Source organism: Stappia taiwanensis (assembly GCF_014635285.1).
Taxonomy (GTDB): domain Bacteria; phylum Pseudomonadota; class Alphaproteobacteria; order Rhizobiales; family Stappiaceae; genus Stappia; species Stappia taiwanensis.
The window spans coordinates 349,879-365,324 of record NZ_BMCR01000001.1; the positions used below are offsets into that span (position 1 = coordinate 349,879).

Here is a 15,446-nt window from a genome sequence, read left to right on the forward strand (position 1 = left end):
ATGGCAGACCTTCGCTCCTTCATTTTCATCGACCAGTTGCAGCCGCAGACGCTGGCCTATGTGGCGACCTGGATGCGCGGCAGCCTGCCACGCTCGCGCATGGCCGCGCAGATTATCGAGATCGCCCCCGGGCTCGACATCGAGGCCCTGACCGACGTGGCGCTGAAAAGCGCCGACGTAAAGGCCGGCCTTCTGGTGGTCGAGCGCCAGTTCGGCACGCTGGAGTTCCATTCCCGCTCCACCGCCGAGGTGCAGGCCGGTGCCGACGCGGTGCTTCACGCGCTTGGCGCGCGGCGCGAGGATGCGGCGCCGCCGAAGATCCTCGCTTCGAAGATCGTCACGCGGGTGGATCACCAGCACGCCTTCCTGATGAACCGCAACCGCATGGGCTCGATGATCCTCGGCGGCGACAGCCTCTACCTCCTGGAATGCCAGTCGGCCTCCTACGCCATGCTGGCCTGCAACGAGGCGGAGAAGGAAGCGAACATCAAGCTGATCGACTACCGCATGATCGGCCCGAACGGGCGGCTTTATCTCGCCGGTGACGAGGCGGAGGTGCGCAATGCGCGCAACGCAGCGGAAGCCGCACTGCGGTCGGCGGGAGCGGTCTAGTGGACGACCTTCGCCAAGTCCTTCGCGAGCTGTTGCGCGAGGAACTGGGCCGGGTGCGGGCGGATCTGGCGCCCGCCGCCGCGCCGCAGGTCACGCAGGAAGCGGTGGCGATCCGCTCCAGCGCCGATCTCAACGCCTTCGCCCTCAGGGTGCTGGAGATGGCCCAGGACGGCGCGCGCCGGGCCGACATTCTCGCCGGGCGCCACCGTTTCCGCCTTGCCGAGGACGGCGCGCCGGTGCGGATCGAGGCGCATCAGCCGGCGGCCCCGCCGCCACAGGCCGCGCCCCGTCAGGTGCGGTTCGAGCGGGGGATGATCTCGGAACGGGACATCGCCGGCCTGCCGGACGGGACCACATCGGTTCTTGCGGATAAATCCGTGCGGCTCACCCCTCTGGCCCGCGACGAGTTGCGGCGTCGGGGCATCCGACTTGAAAGGACAGCGTCATGATCCGTGGAAAAGTGACAGGCCGGGTCTGGGCCACCAAACGCATCGACACCCTGCCGGTCGGCTCCCTGCTGGAGGTCGATGTCGCCGGCACCACCATCATCGCCTTCGACCCGCTCGGCTGCGCCGAGGGTGAGGACGTGCTGATCACCCAGGGCTCTGTTGCCGCTGGATATTTCACCAAGATCAAGGCTCCGGTCGATGCGCTGATCATCGGCTCGATCGACGAGAACTGACGGGCGGCCCCGCCCGTTCTGGACAAGACCTGAAAGAGGAGAAGCATCATGGCTAGTCAGGCAATTGGAATGATCGAGACCCGTGGCTATGTGCCGGCGCTGACCGCTGCCGACGCGATGGTCAAGGCGGCCAATGTGGAGATCGTCGCCCGCAACGAGGTCGGCGGCGGGCTTGTCTCGGTGGTCGTCAAGGGCGACGTCGGTGCGGTCAAGGCCGCGACCGAGGCCGGCGCGGAAGCCGCCAACCAGATCGGCGAAGTGGTGTCGGTGCATGTGATCCCGCGTCCGCATCCCGATCTCGGCAAGCACTTCGAAGCCGCGAACGTCAAGTAAGGCATCGATCAGGAGAAGGCCGGAACCATGACAGAACTCAGGGTCTATCTGCCGATCCAGGATCTGCAGCCACAGTTTGCGGCCTATCTTGCAACGCCGCTGCGGGCGCGGGGCTATCCGCCCTTCGAGGGTCAGAACAGCCTGATCATCGAGGTGGCCCCCGCGCTTGCCATTCACCGGATCGCCGATCTGGCCTTGAAGGAATCGCCGGACATGGAGCCCGGCATTCTCTTCACCGAGCGCCAGTTCGGCCTCCTGGAGCTGCATTCCGACGATCCGGAGGAATTGCAGAAGGCCGGACAGGCGATCCTGAAGGGGATCGGCGCCAAGGACAGCGACCAATTGGCGCCGAAGATCCTGTTTCAGGACATCATCGACGACCTGTCGGACCAGCACGCGATCATCCTCAACCGGTCACGCGATGCGTCGATCCTGGTGCCCGGCGTGTCCTTGCTGATCTACGAGATGGCGCCGGCGCTGTTTGCCTGTGTCGCCGCCAACGAGGCGGAGCGGGCCGCGCCCGAAGCCACCCTCAACGATGTGCAGATGATGGGCGCCACCGGCCGCATCTTCATGTCGGGCTCGCGGGCGGACATGGAAAAGGCCCGCGATGCCATCACCCGGACACTGGAACAAGTGCAGGGGCGGGCGGGGTAGCCGCCCGCCGCGCCGCAAAGTCACGGCGAAAACCGGAAACCGGCCGGATCCGTTCAAGGATCCGGCCGGTTTCGCTTGGGAGCTGCCCTGGGAGGAAGGCGCTCAGACCGCTTTCGCCAGTTCGCCGGCAAGGGCCTTTGCCGGAACGAAGTTGGTCTCGTAAAAACGCAGCCAGTTCTCGCCGAGAATGCCGTCGGTCTCGGCCTCCGAGAAACCGACCGCCAGCAAACCGTCGCGCAAGTTTCCGAAGTCCCGGTTGTCCCGGTACCACTCCGGCATCGGCGGGAAGCCCGGATTGTCCGCCGAGCCCTCGCCATAGTCGATCGACTTCGACCAGCGGCCGACCCGCATCCATTCCACCACGCTGTCCGGCTGGTCCTGGCACAGGTCCGAGCCGATGCCGATGGCGGCTGGCCCCATGATCTCCGCCGTGCGCGCCGCCATCTCGCAGAAGCTGGCCAGCGTGCAGTCGGACTTGTCCTTCAGGTGATGGGGGTAGAGCGAGAACCCGAGCATGCCGCCCGACTGGGCCAGCGCCCGCAGGATGTCATCGCTCTTGTTGCGCAGGGCAGGGGCCCAGGCCTTCGGATTGGCGTGGGTGATGGCGATCGGCCGGGTGGAAATCTCCATCGCTTCGAAGGTGGAGCGGTCCGCCGAATGGCTCATGTCGATGACGAGCCCGACACGGTTCATTTCGCGGATCACCTCTTTGCCCATGCGGGTGATGCCGGGGTCTTCCGCCTCGTAGCAGCCGGTGGCGAGCAGCGACTGGTTGTTGTAGCTGAGCTGCATGAAGCGGGCGCCGAGGTCATGAAGCACCTCGACGAGGCCGATATCATCCTCGATGGGCGAGGGGTTCTGGAAGCCGAAGAAGATCGCCGTACGGCCGGTCTCGCGTGCCCGGCGCACGTCGCTGGCCCAGCGCCCGGGCATGATCAGGTCGCCGTGCTGCTCGAACCAGCGATTCCACTTCTCGATATTGGCGACGGTTTCGCGGAAGGTCTCGTGATAGGCGATGGTCACATGCACCGCGTCGAGCCCGCCGGCGCGCATCTGTTCAAAGATCTTACGCGACCAGTTGGCGTATTGCAGATTGTCGATGCGAAAGGCCGGGCTTGCCATGGGCGGGGTCGTGCTCCTCGAAAAGAAAGCGCCGCCCGAAACGGCGGTGCGACTGTTGCCGCACTCTCGACCCGGAGACAGATTTCAGTCAAAATCAAATATCTGAAACGAACTTGAGAAAACCTGAAATGGCAATCAAGCTGGAGATGTTGCGCTGCTTCGCGGCGGTGGCGCAGCGGGGCAATCTGTCCGAGGCTGCGGACCATCTTGGCCGCACCCCCTCGGCGGTGTCGATGATGCTCAAGCAGTTCGAGGAGCACCTTGGCGCGCCCTTGTTCGAGACTGAGCGCAAGAGCAAGCTGACCGGCCTCGGCCAGCATATCTTCGAACAGGCGTTGCAGACGGTGAACCATTTCGACGGCACGGTCGATGAGATGCTGAGCTATGCCCGCTCCGAATCCGGCTCCGTTCGGATCGCCGCCGTGCCCTCGGTCGCGGCCAGCATCCTGCCGGAGGTGATCAAGACCTTCGCCCGCGCCCGACCTCGGGTCTTCATCGACCTGCGGGACATGGATTCGCTTGCGGTGACCCGTGAGTTGACCCGCGGCCGCGTCGATATCGGCCTGGCGAGCTTTGCCAACGATAGCGGCGAGCTGCTTGTTGAGCCGTTCCTGTCAGATCCATTCGGGCTGGTTTGTCCGCCGGATCATCCGCTGGCCGAACGGGGAGCGCCCGTCGACTGGAGCGATCTGCAAGGGCTCGACTTCCTCGCCAACGGCACCTGCTTCCAGATCACGGTTCCGGAGTTCAAGCCGATCCTCGACGGCTCCCGCATGATGGTGCGCAACAACACCTCGCTGTTCTCGCTGGTCCGGGCGGGGGTTGGTGTGACGCTCCTGCCGGAACTGACCATGCGCGGTGTGTCCGACCTGCGGTTCCTGCCGCTGGCTGATGAAAACGCGCGGCGGCGGGTCGGGATCCTGCGTGCGGCCCGCGCGGTTCCAAGCCCGGCAGTTCTGGCGTTCCTGGAGGAGTTGCGCGATCTCAGGTTGAAACTTCAGGAAAGCTGAAGTTTGCATCAGAAATTTAAGCTTGATGGAAAGGCGGCCACGCGTCACCCGTAGAGCATCGGACCAATACGACGCAGCGTCGCTTGCGCGATCCGTTGCCTTCAGGGAGGAACCATGATGGTTGAAGCACTGAACAGACGCACATTCCTCAAGTACACCGGCGTCGGCGCTCTTGCCGCCGCGCTGCCGCTGTCCGGCGGCCGGGCGCTTGCCGCCGCTCCGGACTTCCTGGCGATTGGCGCTGGCCCCTCGGGCGGCGTGTTCAACATCGTCGCCACCGGCATTGCCGACATCCTGCGCGGTGTCTACCCGGACACGATCATCGACGTGCAGCCGGGCGGCTCCGGGCCGAACCTTCTGCGTGTCCAGTCCGGCCAGGCGGATCTCGGCCTGACCTCCGCCAGCAACGCCTGGGATGCGTGGAACGGCAAGGACCCGGCGACGCCGGAAGCGCCGGTGCGCAAGACCCGTGGCCTCATGTCGCTGATGCAGAGCGGCATTCAGATCTGGGTCGACGCCACCTCCGACATTCACTCGCTCGCCGATCTTCGCGGCAAGCAGGTCAGCGCCGGTCAGCCGGGCCAGACCTCCTGGAACGCCTTCAAGACCCTGCTTGAGGCCGCCGGCATGTCCATGGCCGATATCGAGGCCGATGGCGGCGCGATCCGCGAGTTGAGCTGGGCAGAGTCCCACAATGCCCTGCGCAACGGCCAGCTCGATGCGGTGATGTGGCTGTCGCTCTTCCCGCATCCGAGCGTACGCGAGACCGAGACCGCGCGGCCGATCCGCACCCTGTCCCTCGACGCGGCTACCATCGACCGCTTCCTGGAACTGACTGGCGGCGGCTATGAGAAGCTGACCCTGCCGAAGGGGCTTTATGGCGGTCAGGCCGAGGAGGCCCACACCGTCGGCACCTCGACCTTCCTGTTCGCCTCCGAGGACATGCCCGACGATCTGGCGCGCGCCGTGGTCGAGGCGATCTGGGCCCGCCGCGAGGACTTCAAGAGCATTCACGCTCTGCTGGCCGGCGTCTCCGAAGAGAGTGTCGGGCGTGGCATGGGTGTGCCGATCCATCCGGGCGCGCTGGCCTTCTACAAGGAACAGGGCATCCCGGTTTCCCCCTCCACGCTTGTGCAAGACAAGGGTTGACGCCCGTGTGGCCCATGAATGACCGGCGTGTGGTCATCATCTCCGTGCTTGCGGTGATGATGACCCTCTTTCACCTCGCCGCCGCATCGCCGTTCTGGATCGCGCCGAACCTGGTGCTTCGGGGCGTCCATCTGTTGTTCGCGGTAATCATCGGCATCCTGATGTTCCCCGCGCGCACGCGCTTCTTCCCCCGCTGGGTGGATGGCGCGCTGATGGCGCTCGGTATCCTGTGTATCGGCTATGCGGTGGTTGAGCATCAGGCCATCTCGGTTCGCCCGCCCTGGACGCTTGAGGCCTCGCCCTTCGAGCTGTTCGTGGCGCTGGGTGCGATCGTCGTCGTTCTTGAGGTCACACGGCGCAGCCTTGGCATGACCATTACCGGTCTGTGCCTGGCCTTCATCGCCTATGCGTTTGTCGGCCCCTATCTGCGCTTCGTCGACTGGCTCCGGCCGCTCGCCCATCGCGGCGTCGGCATCAACGAGTTCGTCGACCAGATGTACTTCAGCTTCGAAGGCATCTTCGGCACCGCGCTTGGCGTTTCGGCGGAATACATCTTCCTGTTCGTTATGTTCGGCGCGGTGTTGCAGGTGGCCGGCGGCGGTGACTTCTTCATCAATCTGACCCGTGCGGCCACCGGCGCGAGCCGGGGCGGACCGGCCAAGATGGCGGTCATCGCCAGCGGCCTGATGGGCATGATGTCCGGCAGCTCGGTCGCCAATGTGGCAACCACCGGCTCGCTGACCATCCCGATGATGAAGAAGCTCGGCTATCCGGCGCGTTTCGCCGGTGCGGTGGAAGCCATTGCCTCCACCGGCGGGCAGATCACCCCGCCGATCATGGGCGCTGCGGCCTTCCTGATGGCGGCGATCCTCGGTCGAGACTATCTGGAAATCGCCTCGGCGGCGCTCATTCCGGCGCTGCTGTTCTTCGCCGCGCTGCTGATTGCGGTGCACTTCACAGCGCTGAAGAGCGATCTTGCACCGCTTGAGGAAGGCGAGCGCGGCTCCACCTGGAACACCTTCAAGGCCGGCTGGACTTTCATCATTCCGGTGGCCGTCATCATTGGCATGATGCTGAAGGGCTACACCGCCAGCTTCAGCGCCTTCTTCGGCGTGCTGGCGACGCTTGCGGTGCCGTTCCTGCGCCGCTCCACCTTCATCACCTTTCCCCGTCTTGTCACCGGCATAAAGCTCGGTGTGCAGGGGGCGGTGATCGTTGCCGCCGCCTGTGCCTCCGCCGGCATCATCGTCGGCATCGTGCAGATTTCCGGCCTCGGGTTCCGCTTCAGCGCGCTGGTGACCGATATCGCCGGCAACAACCTCGATGCGGCGCTGTTCCTGGCGATGATCGCTTCCTTCATCTTCGGCATGGGCATGCCGACGACGCCGGCCTACATCGTCCAGGCAACCCTGGTCGCGCCGGTGCTGATCAAGCTGGGCGCCGATCCGCTGGCGGCGCATTTCTTCGTCTTCTACTACGCCGTGCTGGGACAGGTGACGCCGCCGCTCGCCGTCGCCGCCTATGCGGCCGCGCCGATCGCCAAGGAAACCCCGTCCCGGGTTGGCTGGAGCGCCTTTGCCCTCGGCATTCCGGTCTACATCATTCCGTTCCTGTTCGTCGCCAACACCGAGTTGCTGGCGCCGCAGATGACGCCGGAATTCCTCGCCACGGTGCTGCGCAGTCTCGTCGCCATCGGCGCGCTGTCGATCATGATCGTCGGCTGGATTGGCGGCACCCGCCTGCCGGTTGTCGGCCGGGTTCTGCTTCTCGCGGTGGCGGCGTTGATGATCCATCCGGATCTGACGACGACGCTCGCCGGGCTGGCGCTGGCCGCCGCGATCTACGTGGTGCAGCGTTGGCGGGCGAAGGGCGAGGCGCGAACGCGCGGCGATGCGCTCAAGGAAGGAGTGTGATCATGGCCCTTGGCGAAGCATTCGAGACCGTCTTCGACTACATTCCCTCCGCCACCGATGGCCGGATCCTGTGTCTTGCCGGCCAGATCCCCAAGACGGGGCCGGAGACCATCCACATCGCCGGCCGCGTCGGCAGTGAGGTCTCGCTGGACGATGCGCGCGAAAGCGCCCGGATCGCAGCCCGGCAGGCACTGGCGTGGCTGGAGCGGGAAACCGGATCTCTGGAGCGGATCGATCGGATCCTGCGGATCAGCGTCTATGTGGCGGTTGCCGACGGGTTCGGTGAGATTTCGCAGGTCGCGGATGCGGCCTCCGGGATCTTCGCGGAGGTGCTCGGCGAGCGCGGCCGTCACCCGCGCTCCGTTATCGGCGTGTCCTGCCTGCCGCGCAATGCGCCGGTGCTGCTTGAGGTCACCGCAAGTCTGCGGGCCTGATCGCTTCCGGATACGCCACGGCGGCGAGCTCCATTTCACCCATTCTCTCTTCACCCGGACGGTCCCGGCCAGCCTCCCTGGTCGGGGCCGCCGTTTCCTGCCGCATGTGCGGCCCTTCCTCCATCCAGGGATTTCGACATGACTTCAACCGTCAAGCGCTTCGGCGCGCAGACCCGCTTTTCCAGCATCGTCGTCCATGGCAACACGGTGTATCTCGCCGGCCAGGTGTCGCAGCTCGTCGATGGCGACATCACCGCCCAGAGCGAGGATGTGTTCGCCAAGATCGACGCGATGCTGGCCGAGGCCGGTTGCAGCCGCGACAGCCTGCTGTCGGCGCAGATCTGGCTCCGCGACATGAGTGACTACGATGGCATGAACGCTGCGTGGGATCGCTGGCTGGAAGGACGCGCCAAGCCGGTGCGCGTCTGCGTCGAGGCGCCGATGGCGAAGCCCCATTACCTGATCGAGGTTCTGGCGGTCGCTGCTCTCGACGGCTGATCATTGCTGCCCCGGGGGCGGGATCGGCCCCGGGGCTTCTGGGCGGATAGTCCCGCCTCGAAAACGAACTCCGGCGCGCGCCCTTTCCCAGGTGCGCGCCGTTTTTTTGGCGTTAGCTGAAAACCACGGTCTTGTGTCCGTTCAGCATCACCCGTCCTTCCAGATGCATCTTGACCGCGGCGGCCAGCACCCGGCTTTCGATGTCGCGGCCCGTGGCAACCAGGTCCTCCGGACCCATCGCATGGGTCACGCGGCCGGTTTCCTGCTCGATGATCGGCCCCTCGTCGAGGTCCGGCGTCACGTAATGGGCCGTGGCGCCGATCAGCTTGATGCCCCGCTCATGCGCCTGATGATAGGGGCGGGCACCCTTGAAGCTCGGCAAGAACGAATGGTGGATGTTGATCACCTTGCCGTAAAGCCGCTTTGACAGGGTGTCGGACAGCACCTGCATGTAGCGGGCGAGCACCACCAGATCGGTTCCGGTCTCCTTCACCAGCGCCAGCAACTTCTCTTCCTGTTCGGCCTTGTTCGCCTTGGTCACCGGCCAGTGATGGAACGGGATGCCTTCGATCTCGGCGGTGCGGCGGCTGCCCTCGTGGTTGGAGACGATGGCGACCACTTCCGCGTTCAGCCAGCCGACCCGGATCTGATAGAGCAGATGCAGCATGGCATGATCGAACCGCGACACCATGATGATGATCTTGGGGCGGTAGTCGCCGTCAAGGATGTTGATGCGCATGTCGAAGCGGTCGACCGCCGGTTTCAGGCTGCGCTCGACCGTCTCCCGGCTGACGTCCTCGCCGGCGGTAAAGGCAATGCGCATGAAAAAGCGGCCGGTCTGGCGATCCCAGAACTGGTTGCTCTCGGCGATGTTGGCGCCAAGGCTGGCCAGTTCCGTCGTCACCGCGGCAACGATGCCGGGCTTGTCATCACAGGACAGGGTGAGGACGAACGAGCGGGTCGACATGAAACAGCATCTCCATGGAAGGCGGAAGCAGGAGTGAGTGAAATTTCCTGCGGGGCGCGCAGGGGAACTGATGGGTGCTCCGTCGCGAGAAGGGCGGGGTGCCCAGGTCACACGGAGCGACGCCGCGTCAGTGTAACGTCATCGCTGCAAATTCAGCAGCCATTCGTTCTGGTGGGACTGCATCGAGCGCGGTTTCAACAGCTTTTCTGTCGCATCGGTGGGCTTGCGAGACAAATGATCGCAAGACACCTGCAAAACGCAAGAAGGGCGCCCCGAGGGGCGCCCTTCAAATGTGGCCGAATGGCTCCAGACGTCAGCGACGCTGGTTGATCGGCATGTAGTCACGCGGCCCGGCGCCCGTGTAGAGCTGACGCGGCCGGCCGATCTTCTGCGACGGATCCTCGACCATTTCCTTCCACTGGGCGATCCAGCCCACGGTCCGCGCCAGGGCGAACAGCACGGTGAACATGGTGGTCGGGAAGCCGAGCGCACGCAGCGTGATGCCCGAGTAGAAGTCGATGTTCGGGTAGAGCTTCTTCTCGACGAAATACTCGTCGCTGAGCGCGATGCGCTCCAGCTCCATTGCCACTTCCAGCAGCGGGTCGTCGCGATGGCCCAGCTCGGCGAGCACCTCGTGGGTGGTCTTCTGCATGATCCGCGCACGCGGGTCATAGTTCTTGTAGACCCGGTGACCGAAGCCCATCAGACGGAACGGATCGTTCTTGTCCTTGGCCCGGGCGATGTACTCGGGGATGTTGTCGACGGAGCCGATCTCGGCCAGCATGTTGAGCGCGGCTTCGTTGGCGCCGCCATGGGCCGGACCCCAGAGGCAGGCGATGCCGGCGGCGATGCAGGCGAACGGGTTGGCACCCGAGGAGCCGGCAAGACGCACGGTCGAGGTCGACGCGTTCTGCTCGTGGTCCGCATGCAGGATGAAGATGCGGTCCATCGCCCGCGCCAGCACCGGATTGACCTTGTACTCCTCGCAAGGCACGGCAAAGCACATGTGCAGGAAGTTCGACGCATAGTCGAGGTCGTTGCGCGGGTACACGAACGGCTGACCCACATGGTACTTGTAGGCCATGGCCGCCAGCGTCGGCATCTTGGCGATCATGCGCAGCGAGGCAACCATGCGCTGATGCGGATCGGAGATGTCGGTGGAGTCATGGTAGAAGGCGGACAGCGCGCCGACCGTGCCGACCATGATGGCCATCGGGTGGGCATCCCGGCGGAAGCCGGTGAAGAAGCGGCTCATCTGCTCGTGGATCATCGTGTGATAGGTCACACGATTCACGAAATCGTCCTTCTGGGCCTTCGTCGGCAGTTCGCCGTAGAGCAGCAGGTAGCAGCTCTCCAGGAAATCGCCATGCTCGGCCAGCTGTTCGATCGGATAGCCGCGATACAGCAGCGTTCCGGCATTGCCGTCAATGTAGGTGATCTGGGATTCACACGAAGCCGTGGATGTGAACCCTGGGTCGTAGGTGAAGCAACCGGTCTGTCCGTAAAGGGACGCGATATCGATGACGTCCGGTCCAACGGATCCGGAACGGACCCCGAGATCCCAGGACTGGTCACCGATCGTCAACTTGGCAGTCTTGTCGCTCATTCAGGCTACCCCCATTTGAGTAAGGCGCGGTTGCACAGCCGGAAGTGGCCCCGTTTGCGGGGGACCGGACCGGTGGCACGGCGGGAGGAATGGTGCCCGTTGCCTATCCCATTTGCCGCCCCCCCGCAAGCGCGCGCCCATGACGCTTTCGTCACAGGGGGGGCGAAAAGGAGTGAAAACGCCAGATCTTCCCGAGGGGAATCCGGGATTCTCACTCCTTGTTTCAGACTCTCTTGAATTCAGCCCTGGGCCTGATCGAGCAGGCGGGCGAGTGATTCCTCACGGCCGAGAACCGCCAGAACGTCGAAAATACCGGGCGAGGTGCCCCGGCCGGTCAGCGCCGCGCGCAGGGGCTGCGCCGCCTTGCCGAGCTTCAATTCGACCTCTTCGGCATAGGCGCGCACCGCCGCTTCGGTGCTCTCCGCACTCCACTCAGGCAGTGCCGCCAGCCGCGCGTGCAGGGCGGCGATGATGTCGCGTGCCCCCTCGGCGCCGAGCAGCTTGGCCGCCTTCTCGTCGATGTCGAGCGGGCGGGTGGCCCAGAGATATCCTGCGCTATCAACGAGTTCGACAAGGGTCTTCGCGCGATCCTTGAGGCCAGGAAGGGCCATGCGTAGCATCGCCTCGTGAGCCGGATCGGCGAGCCAGTCCAGAATCGGCTGACCATTTTCCACATGCGGCAGGAAGGCCATCAGGTCGGCCATTAGCGAATCCGTATCCGCCGCGCGCATGTAGTGGCCGTTGAGGTTCTGCAGCTTCTGGAAGTCGAACCGCGAGGGCGATTTGCCGATGGCGTCGAGATCGAACCAGCCGATCATCTCCTCGGTGGAGAAGATCTCGTCGTCGCCGTGGCTCCAGCCGAGCCGCGCCAGATAGTTGCGCATGGCGGCGGGCAGGTAGCCCATCGCCCGGTAGGCCTCCGCGCCGAGGGCCCCGTGGCGCTTGGACAGCTTGGCGCCGTCAGGCCCGTGGATCAGCGGAATATGCGCCATCACCGGCACGTCCCAGTCCACCGCCTGATAGATCAGGGTCTGGCGGGCGGCATTGGTCAGGTGATCGTCGCCGCGCACGATATGCGTGATACCCATGTCGTGATCATCGACCACCACCGCCAGCATGTAGGTCGGCGTGCCATCCGAGCGCAGCAGCACCAGATCATCGAGATCCTTGTTGGGGAAGCTCACCCGCCCCTGCACCTGGTCATCGACGATGGTCTCGCCCTCGGTCGGTGCCTTCAGCCGCACCACCGGCTTCACGCCCTCCGGGGCTTCCGAAGGGTCGCGGTCGCGCCAGCGGCCGTCGTAGCGCGGCGGCCGGCCCTCGGCCCGGGCCTTCTCGCGCATTTCCGTCAGCTCTTCCTGGCTGGCATAGCAGTAGTAGGCGCGGCCCGCGGCAATGAGCTGCTCTGCCACTTCCCGGTGTCGCTCCGCCCGGGCGAACTGCGAGATCGGCTCGCCTTCCCAGTCAAGCCCCAGCCAGGTCAGCCCGTCGAGGATCGCCGCAACCGCCGGCTCGGTGCTGCGCTCCCGGTCCGTGTCTTCGATCCGCAGCAGCATCTTGCCGCCATGGCGCTTGGCATAGAGCCAGTTGAACAGCGCCGTCCGGGCTCCGCCGATATGCAGGAAGCCGGTTGGGGAGGGGGCGAAACGTGTGATGACGGCTGCGCTCATGAACGATGGGCCTTGTGATCGGGTGTGAATTTCAAATCGCGACAGACGACAGGCGGCAGGCGACAGACGACTGGCAGCGGGCAAACTGGGAACTCCCTCATGCCGCGTACCGCGTGCCGGCTGCACGTTTGGGCGTGGCGCGAGGTCGGCGCCCGTGTAGCATAGGCGCCGGTGTGGCCATAGCCACAAATATGCGGTGCTGGCAAGGCCGGCGCCGGGAGGGGGACAAGGTGTCGGGGCGTTCCGGGGGGCCACCTGCCATCGGAGAGGATGCGGAGGACGCCGCGCCGGAGGCGGTGGCTGCGGCCGCGCGCCTTGGCGAGCGGAGGGGCGTGGGGCTTGCGCGGTTCCGGGCAGCCCGCTCGCGCCCGCGCCCATCGCCCGCCCGCTGGAGCCGCGCCGCAGTATCCCACCGTTTTTCTCAGGCCGTATCGGAGGCGCTCGACCGGGGGCAGGGGCTGGTCTGGGCGGTGCTGCCGTTCGGGCTCGGCATCGCCCTTTACTTCCATCTGCCGGCCGAACCTTCGGTGGTCGTTCTCGGCCTGCTTGCTGGGCTGCTCACCGGGTTTTCTCTCTGGCTGCGCCGGGCCGGGCAGGCGCCGGCCGGGTTGATCGTCGCCGCGCTGCTGCTCGCCGGCATGACGGCGGCCGGTGTGCGCACCCGCGCAGTGGAGGCGCCGCGGCTTGACCGGCCGCGCACCGTCGAGCTGGCCGGCTTCGTTGAACACGTCGACAGGACCGCGCGCGGGCATCGCCTGGTGCTTCGTGTCGTCTCCGCCGGCCGTCTCGACGCGGCGGCGCGTCCCGCCCGCGTCCGGGTCTCGTTGCGCGGGGAGGCGAAGGCGCCAGTCGTGGGCGCAGCGGTGCGGATGCGGGCGCGGCTGATGCCGCCGCCCCGGGCCACCATGCCCGGCGGCTATGATTTCTCCTTCCGCGCCTTTTTCGACGGCATCGGCGCGACCGGATTTGTCTTTGGTGCCGCCCGCCCCGCAGATCTTGGCGCGGTTCCGACGGATCTGCGCCTGCGTAGCGCCATTGCCAGCCTGCGCGCTGCGGTGACCCAGCGGATTGTCGAGGCTCTTGGGCCGGGGACCGCCAGCGGTCTGGCGGCGGCGCTGATCGTCGGCGACCGCTCCGGCATTCCCGAGCCGGTCACCGATGCCCTGCGCACCGCAGGTCTTGCCCATATCCTCGCCATCTCCGGTCTGCACATGGCGCTGTTCGCCGGCTCGGTGTTCTTCGTCATTCGCGCGGGGCTGGCGCTGTCCATGCGCCTGTCGCAGTCGCGCCCCATCGACATCTGGTCCGCGTGGGGGGCGCTCTTCGCCGCCAGCTTCTATCTGGTGCTGTCCGGCGCCTCGGTCGCTACACAGCGCGCCTATGTGATGATCGTTCTGGTGCTGGCCGGACGCCTGCTCGGGCGCCGCTCGCTGACCCTGCGCAGCGTTGCCATCGCTGCCTTCGCGATCCTGCTGATGACGCCGGAGGCGCTGCTGGAGCCCGGTTTCCAGATGTCCTTCGCCGCCGTGGTCGCGCTGATCACCGCCTATGAGGAGCTCACCCGCCGCCGGCTCGCCCGGCAGCGCGAGCGTCACGAGGAACCGCAAGGGAGCGGCATTCGGCAGGCGCTTGTCTGGGCAGTGAAATGGCTCGGGGCGATCTTCCTGACATCGCTGATCGCCGGCATCGCCACCGGCGCCATTGGCGTGCATCATTTTCACCGGATCGCGCCGCTCGGGCCGTTGATCAACCTGTTGGCCATGCCGATCGTCACGGCACTGGTGATGCCGATGGCGGTGCTGGCGCTGGCGCTGCTGCCGCTCGGGCTGGAGGTGGTGCCGCTCACCATCATGGGCGCGGCCATCGATCAGGTGGTGGCCCTTGCCCTTTGGGCGCAAGAGAACACGCCGGGCGAAGGCACCGTCGGCGCGCCCTCCGCAGCGGCCACGCTGTTGATCGTGCTCGCTGGATTGGTGGCCTGTCTCGCGCCGAAGGGCTACCGGCGCGCGTGCCTTCTTCCACTCGCCGGCGCGCTCGTTCTACACCTGCAGCACCAACCGCCCGATCTCTTGATTTCCGACGATGGAAAGTCGCTGGCCCTGCGGGATCGCAGCGGTGATCTGTATGTCACCATGCGGCCCACCGGCTTTCTCGGCGAGGTCTGGCTGCGGGCGGAGGGAATACCGGAGGCGGAGCGACGACGGCGCCGCGTGCCGAAGTCGGCCATGTCCTGCGATCCGCAAAGCTGCATCCTGCTGGCGTACGGTCCAGATGGGGAAGGGGTAGAGGTAGGGGCAAGAGCAAGAGCGGGACAGGCCGCACCTGCCGCGCCGCCAGACGCGCTGCCGGGGACCCCGCGAACGGCCGCGTCGCGAGATCGGATGGCGCATGGACCACCGGCGCCCGAACCTCAGCCAGGCGACGCGCGGACACCGGCCTCTGCCGCACAGAGCCACGCGCCCCCACTCATTGTCGCGTTGGTGCGCCGGCCCGACGCCTTTGCCGACGACTGCCAGCGCGCCGATATCATCGTCACTCGGCTGCAGGCGCCTGAGGACTGCGCCGCCCGGCAGGTGTTCGACGCCGACCGGCTGCGCCCCAGTGGAACCATTGCCATTCGCCTGACGGCGGATGCTGCCGGCGAAACACGCCTGAATCTGACCCCGAGCTACCGCTGGCAGCGCCCCTGGACCCGGACTACGGAGCCGGGAGAGGCACGCTAGTCCCTCCCGGACAGGCTGCGAACACAACTCCAGACATGCGGGCGAACCGAAAGGGGCGCGCCTTTGCTCG

The 15,446-nt window shown here is 66.0% G+C and carries 15 protein-coding genes; 11 read left to right on the forward strand and 4 right to left on the reverse strand.

Features of this window, described 5'->3' with window-relative positions; genetic code table 11:
- The 5 genes from IEV83_RS01535 to IEV83_RS01555 are packed head-to-tail and all read left to right on the forward strand — an operon-like array spanning position 1 to position 2,284.
- Complete coding sequence (locus tag IEV83_RS01535; RefSeq protein WP_181758496.1) at positions 1–612, forward strand: BMC domain-containing protein; 612 nt, start codon at positions 1–3, stop codon at positions 610–612.
- Entirely contained in the window at positions 612–1,061 is a 450-nt protein-coding gene (locus tag IEV83_RS01540) for a hypothetical protein (RefSeq protein WP_181758497.1), read from the forward strand. Before IEV83_RS01535 ends, IEV83_RS01540 begins: the two co-directional genes overlap by 1 nt.
- The gene (locus IEV83_RS01545) at positions 1,058–1,294 is read left to right on the forward strand and encodes a EutN/CcmL family microcompartment protein (protein ID WP_181758498.1); all 237 of its coding nucleotides are present in this window, start codon (positions 1,058–1,060) and stop codon (positions 1,292–1,294) included. Before IEV83_RS01540 ends, IEV83_RS01545 begins: the two co-directional genes overlap by 4 nt.
- Before the next feature lie 48 nt (positions 1,295–1,342).
- Positions 1,343–1,627: a BMC domain-containing protein gene (locus IEV83_RS01550; RefSeq protein ID WP_181758499.1), complete on the forward strand. Its 285-nt coding sequence runs from the start codon at positions 1,343–1,345 to the stop codon at positions 1,625–1,627.
- A gap of 27 nt (positions 1,628–1,654) precedes the next feature.
- A complete protein-coding gene (locus IEV83_RS01555) occupies positions 1,655–2,284 on the forward strand; it encodes a microcompartment protein (protein WP_181758500.1) in 630 nt (209 codons plus the stop codon).
- Between the two features lie 102 nt (positions 2,285–2,386).
- Here the strand turns inward: IEV83_RS01555 and IEV83_RS01560 are convergent, their stop codons facing one another.
- A complete protein-coding gene (locus IEV83_RS01560; RefSeq protein ID WP_181758501.1) occupies positions 2,387–3,406 on the reverse strand; it encodes a membrane dipeptidase in 1,020 nt (339 codons plus the stop codon).
- A 128-nt stretch (positions 3,407–3,534) separates the two neighbouring features.
- On the opposite strand from IEV83_RS01560, the gene IEV83_RS01565 reads away from it, so the two are divergent.
- From IEV83_RS01565 to IEV83_RS01585, 5 genes are all read left to right on the forward strand, one after another.
- Positions 3,535–4,416, forward strand: coding sequence for a LysR family transcriptional regulator (locus IEV83_RS01565; RefSeq protein ID WP_181758502.1), 882 nt, complete (start codon positions 3,535–3,537; stop codon positions 4,414–4,416).
- Positions 4,417–4,530: 114 nt separating this feature from the next.
- Positions 4,531–5,565, forward strand: a complete 1,035-nt coding sequence (locus IEV83_RS01570; RefSeq protein WP_181758503.1) for a TAXI family TRAP transporter solute-binding subunit — start codon at positions 4,531–4,533, stop codon at positions 5,563–5,565.
- Between the two features lie 14 nt (positions 5,566–5,579).
- The gene (locus IEV83_RS01575; RefSeq protein WP_181758504.1) at positions 5,580–7,478 is read left to right on the forward strand and encodes a TRAP transporter permease; all 1,899 of its coding nucleotides are present in this window, start codon (positions 5,580–5,582) and stop codon (positions 7,476–7,478) included.
- Between the two features lie 2 nt (positions 7,479–7,480).
- Positions 7,481–7,912: a RidA family protein gene (locus IEV83_RS01580; protein ID WP_181758505.1), complete on the forward strand. Its 432-nt coding sequence runs from the start codon at positions 7,481–7,483 to the stop codon at positions 7,910–7,912.
- A gap of 138 nt (positions 7,913–8,050) precedes the next feature.
- Entirely contained in the window at positions 8,051–8,410 is a 360-nt protein-coding gene (locus IEV83_RS01585; protein ID WP_181758506.1) for a RidA family protein, read from the forward strand.
- Positions 8,411–8,522: 112 nt separating this feature from the next.
- On the opposite strand, the gene purU is transcribed toward IEV83_RS01585, so the two are convergent.
- From purU to gltX, 3 genes are all read right to left on the reverse strand, one after another.
- Positions 8,523–9,377: a formyltetrahydrofolate deformylase gene (purU, locus tag IEV83_RS01590; RefSeq protein ID WP_181758507.1), complete on the reverse strand. Its 855-nt coding sequence runs from the start codon at positions 9,375–9,377 to the stop codon at positions 8,523–8,525.
- 313 nt (positions 9,378–9,690) lie between these two features.
- Positions 9,691–10,983: a citrate synthase gene (gltA, locus tag IEV83_RS01595; RefSeq protein WP_181758508.1), complete on the reverse strand. Its 1,293-nt coding sequence runs from the start codon at positions 10,981–10,983 to the stop codon at positions 9,691–9,693.
- A gap of 239 nt (positions 10,984–11,222) precedes the next feature.
- Positions 11,223–12,653, reverse strand: coding sequence for a glutamate--tRNA ligase (gene gltX, locus IEV83_RS01600; RefSeq protein WP_181758509.1), 1,431 nt, complete (start codon positions 12,651–12,653; stop codon positions 11,223–11,225).
- Between the two features lie 230 nt (positions 12,654–12,883).
- Between gltX and IEV83_RS01605 the strand changes: the two genes are divergently transcribed.
- Positions 12,884–15,376 (forward strand): ComEC/Rec2 family competence protein, encoded by a 2,493-nt coding sequence (locus IEV83_RS01605; RefSeq protein ID WP_181758510.1) that lies wholly within the window; start codon positions 12,884–12,886, stop codon positions 15,374–15,376.
- The last annotated feature ends 70 nt before the right edge of the window (positions 15,377–15,446 follow it).

Coding starts and splice junctions, on each gene's coding strand:
- IEV83_RS01535 (WP_181758496.1), top strand. CDS start 1: ATGGCAGACCTTCGCTCCTTCATTTTCATCGACCAGTTGCAGCCGCAG.
- IEV83_RS01545 (WP_181758498.1), top strand. CDS start 1,058: ATGATCCGTGGAAAAGTGACAGGCCGGGTCTGGGCCACCAAACGCATC.
- IEV83_RS01550 (WP_181758499.1), top strand. CDS start 1,343: ATGGCTAGTCAGGCAATTGGAATGATCGAGACCCGTGGCTATGTGCCG.
- IEV83_RS01555 (WP_181758500.1), top strand. CDS start 1,655: ATGACAGAACTCAGGGTCTATCTGCCGATCCAGGATCTGCAGCCACAG.
- IEV83_RS01560 (WP_181758501.1), bottom strand. CDS start 3,406: ATGGCAAGCCCGGCCTTTCGCATCGACAATCTGCAATACGCCAACTGG.
- IEV83_RS01565 (WP_181758502.1), top strand. CDS start 3,535: ATGGCAATCAAGCTGGAGATGTTGCGCTGCTTCGCGGCGGTGGCGCAG.
- IEV83_RS01570 (WP_181758503.1), top strand. CDS start 4,531: ATGATGGTTGAAGCACTGAACAGACGCACATTCCTCAAGTACACCGGC.
- IEV83_RS01575 (WP_181758504.1), top strand. CDS start 5,580: ATGAATGACCGGCGTGTGGTCATCATCTCCGTGCTTGCGGTGATGATG.
- IEV83_RS01580 (WP_181758505.1), top strand. CDS start 7,481: ATGGCCCTTGGCGAAGCATTCGAGACCGTCTTCGACTACATTCCCTCC.
- IEV83_RS01585 (WP_181758506.1), top strand. CDS start 8,051: ATGACTTCAACCGTCAAGCGCTTCGGCGCGCAGACCCGCTTTTCCAGC.
- purU (WP_181758507.1), bottom strand. CDS start 9,377: ATGTCGACCCGCTCGTTCGTCCTCACCCTGTCCTGTGATGACAAGCCC.
- gltA (WP_181758508.1), bottom strand. CDS start 10,983: ATGAGCGACAAGACTGCCAAGTTGACGATCGGTGACCAGTCCTGGGAT.
- gltX (WP_181758509.1), bottom strand. CDS start 12,653: ATGAGCGCAGCCGTCATCACACGTTTCGCCCCCTCCCCAACCGGCTTC.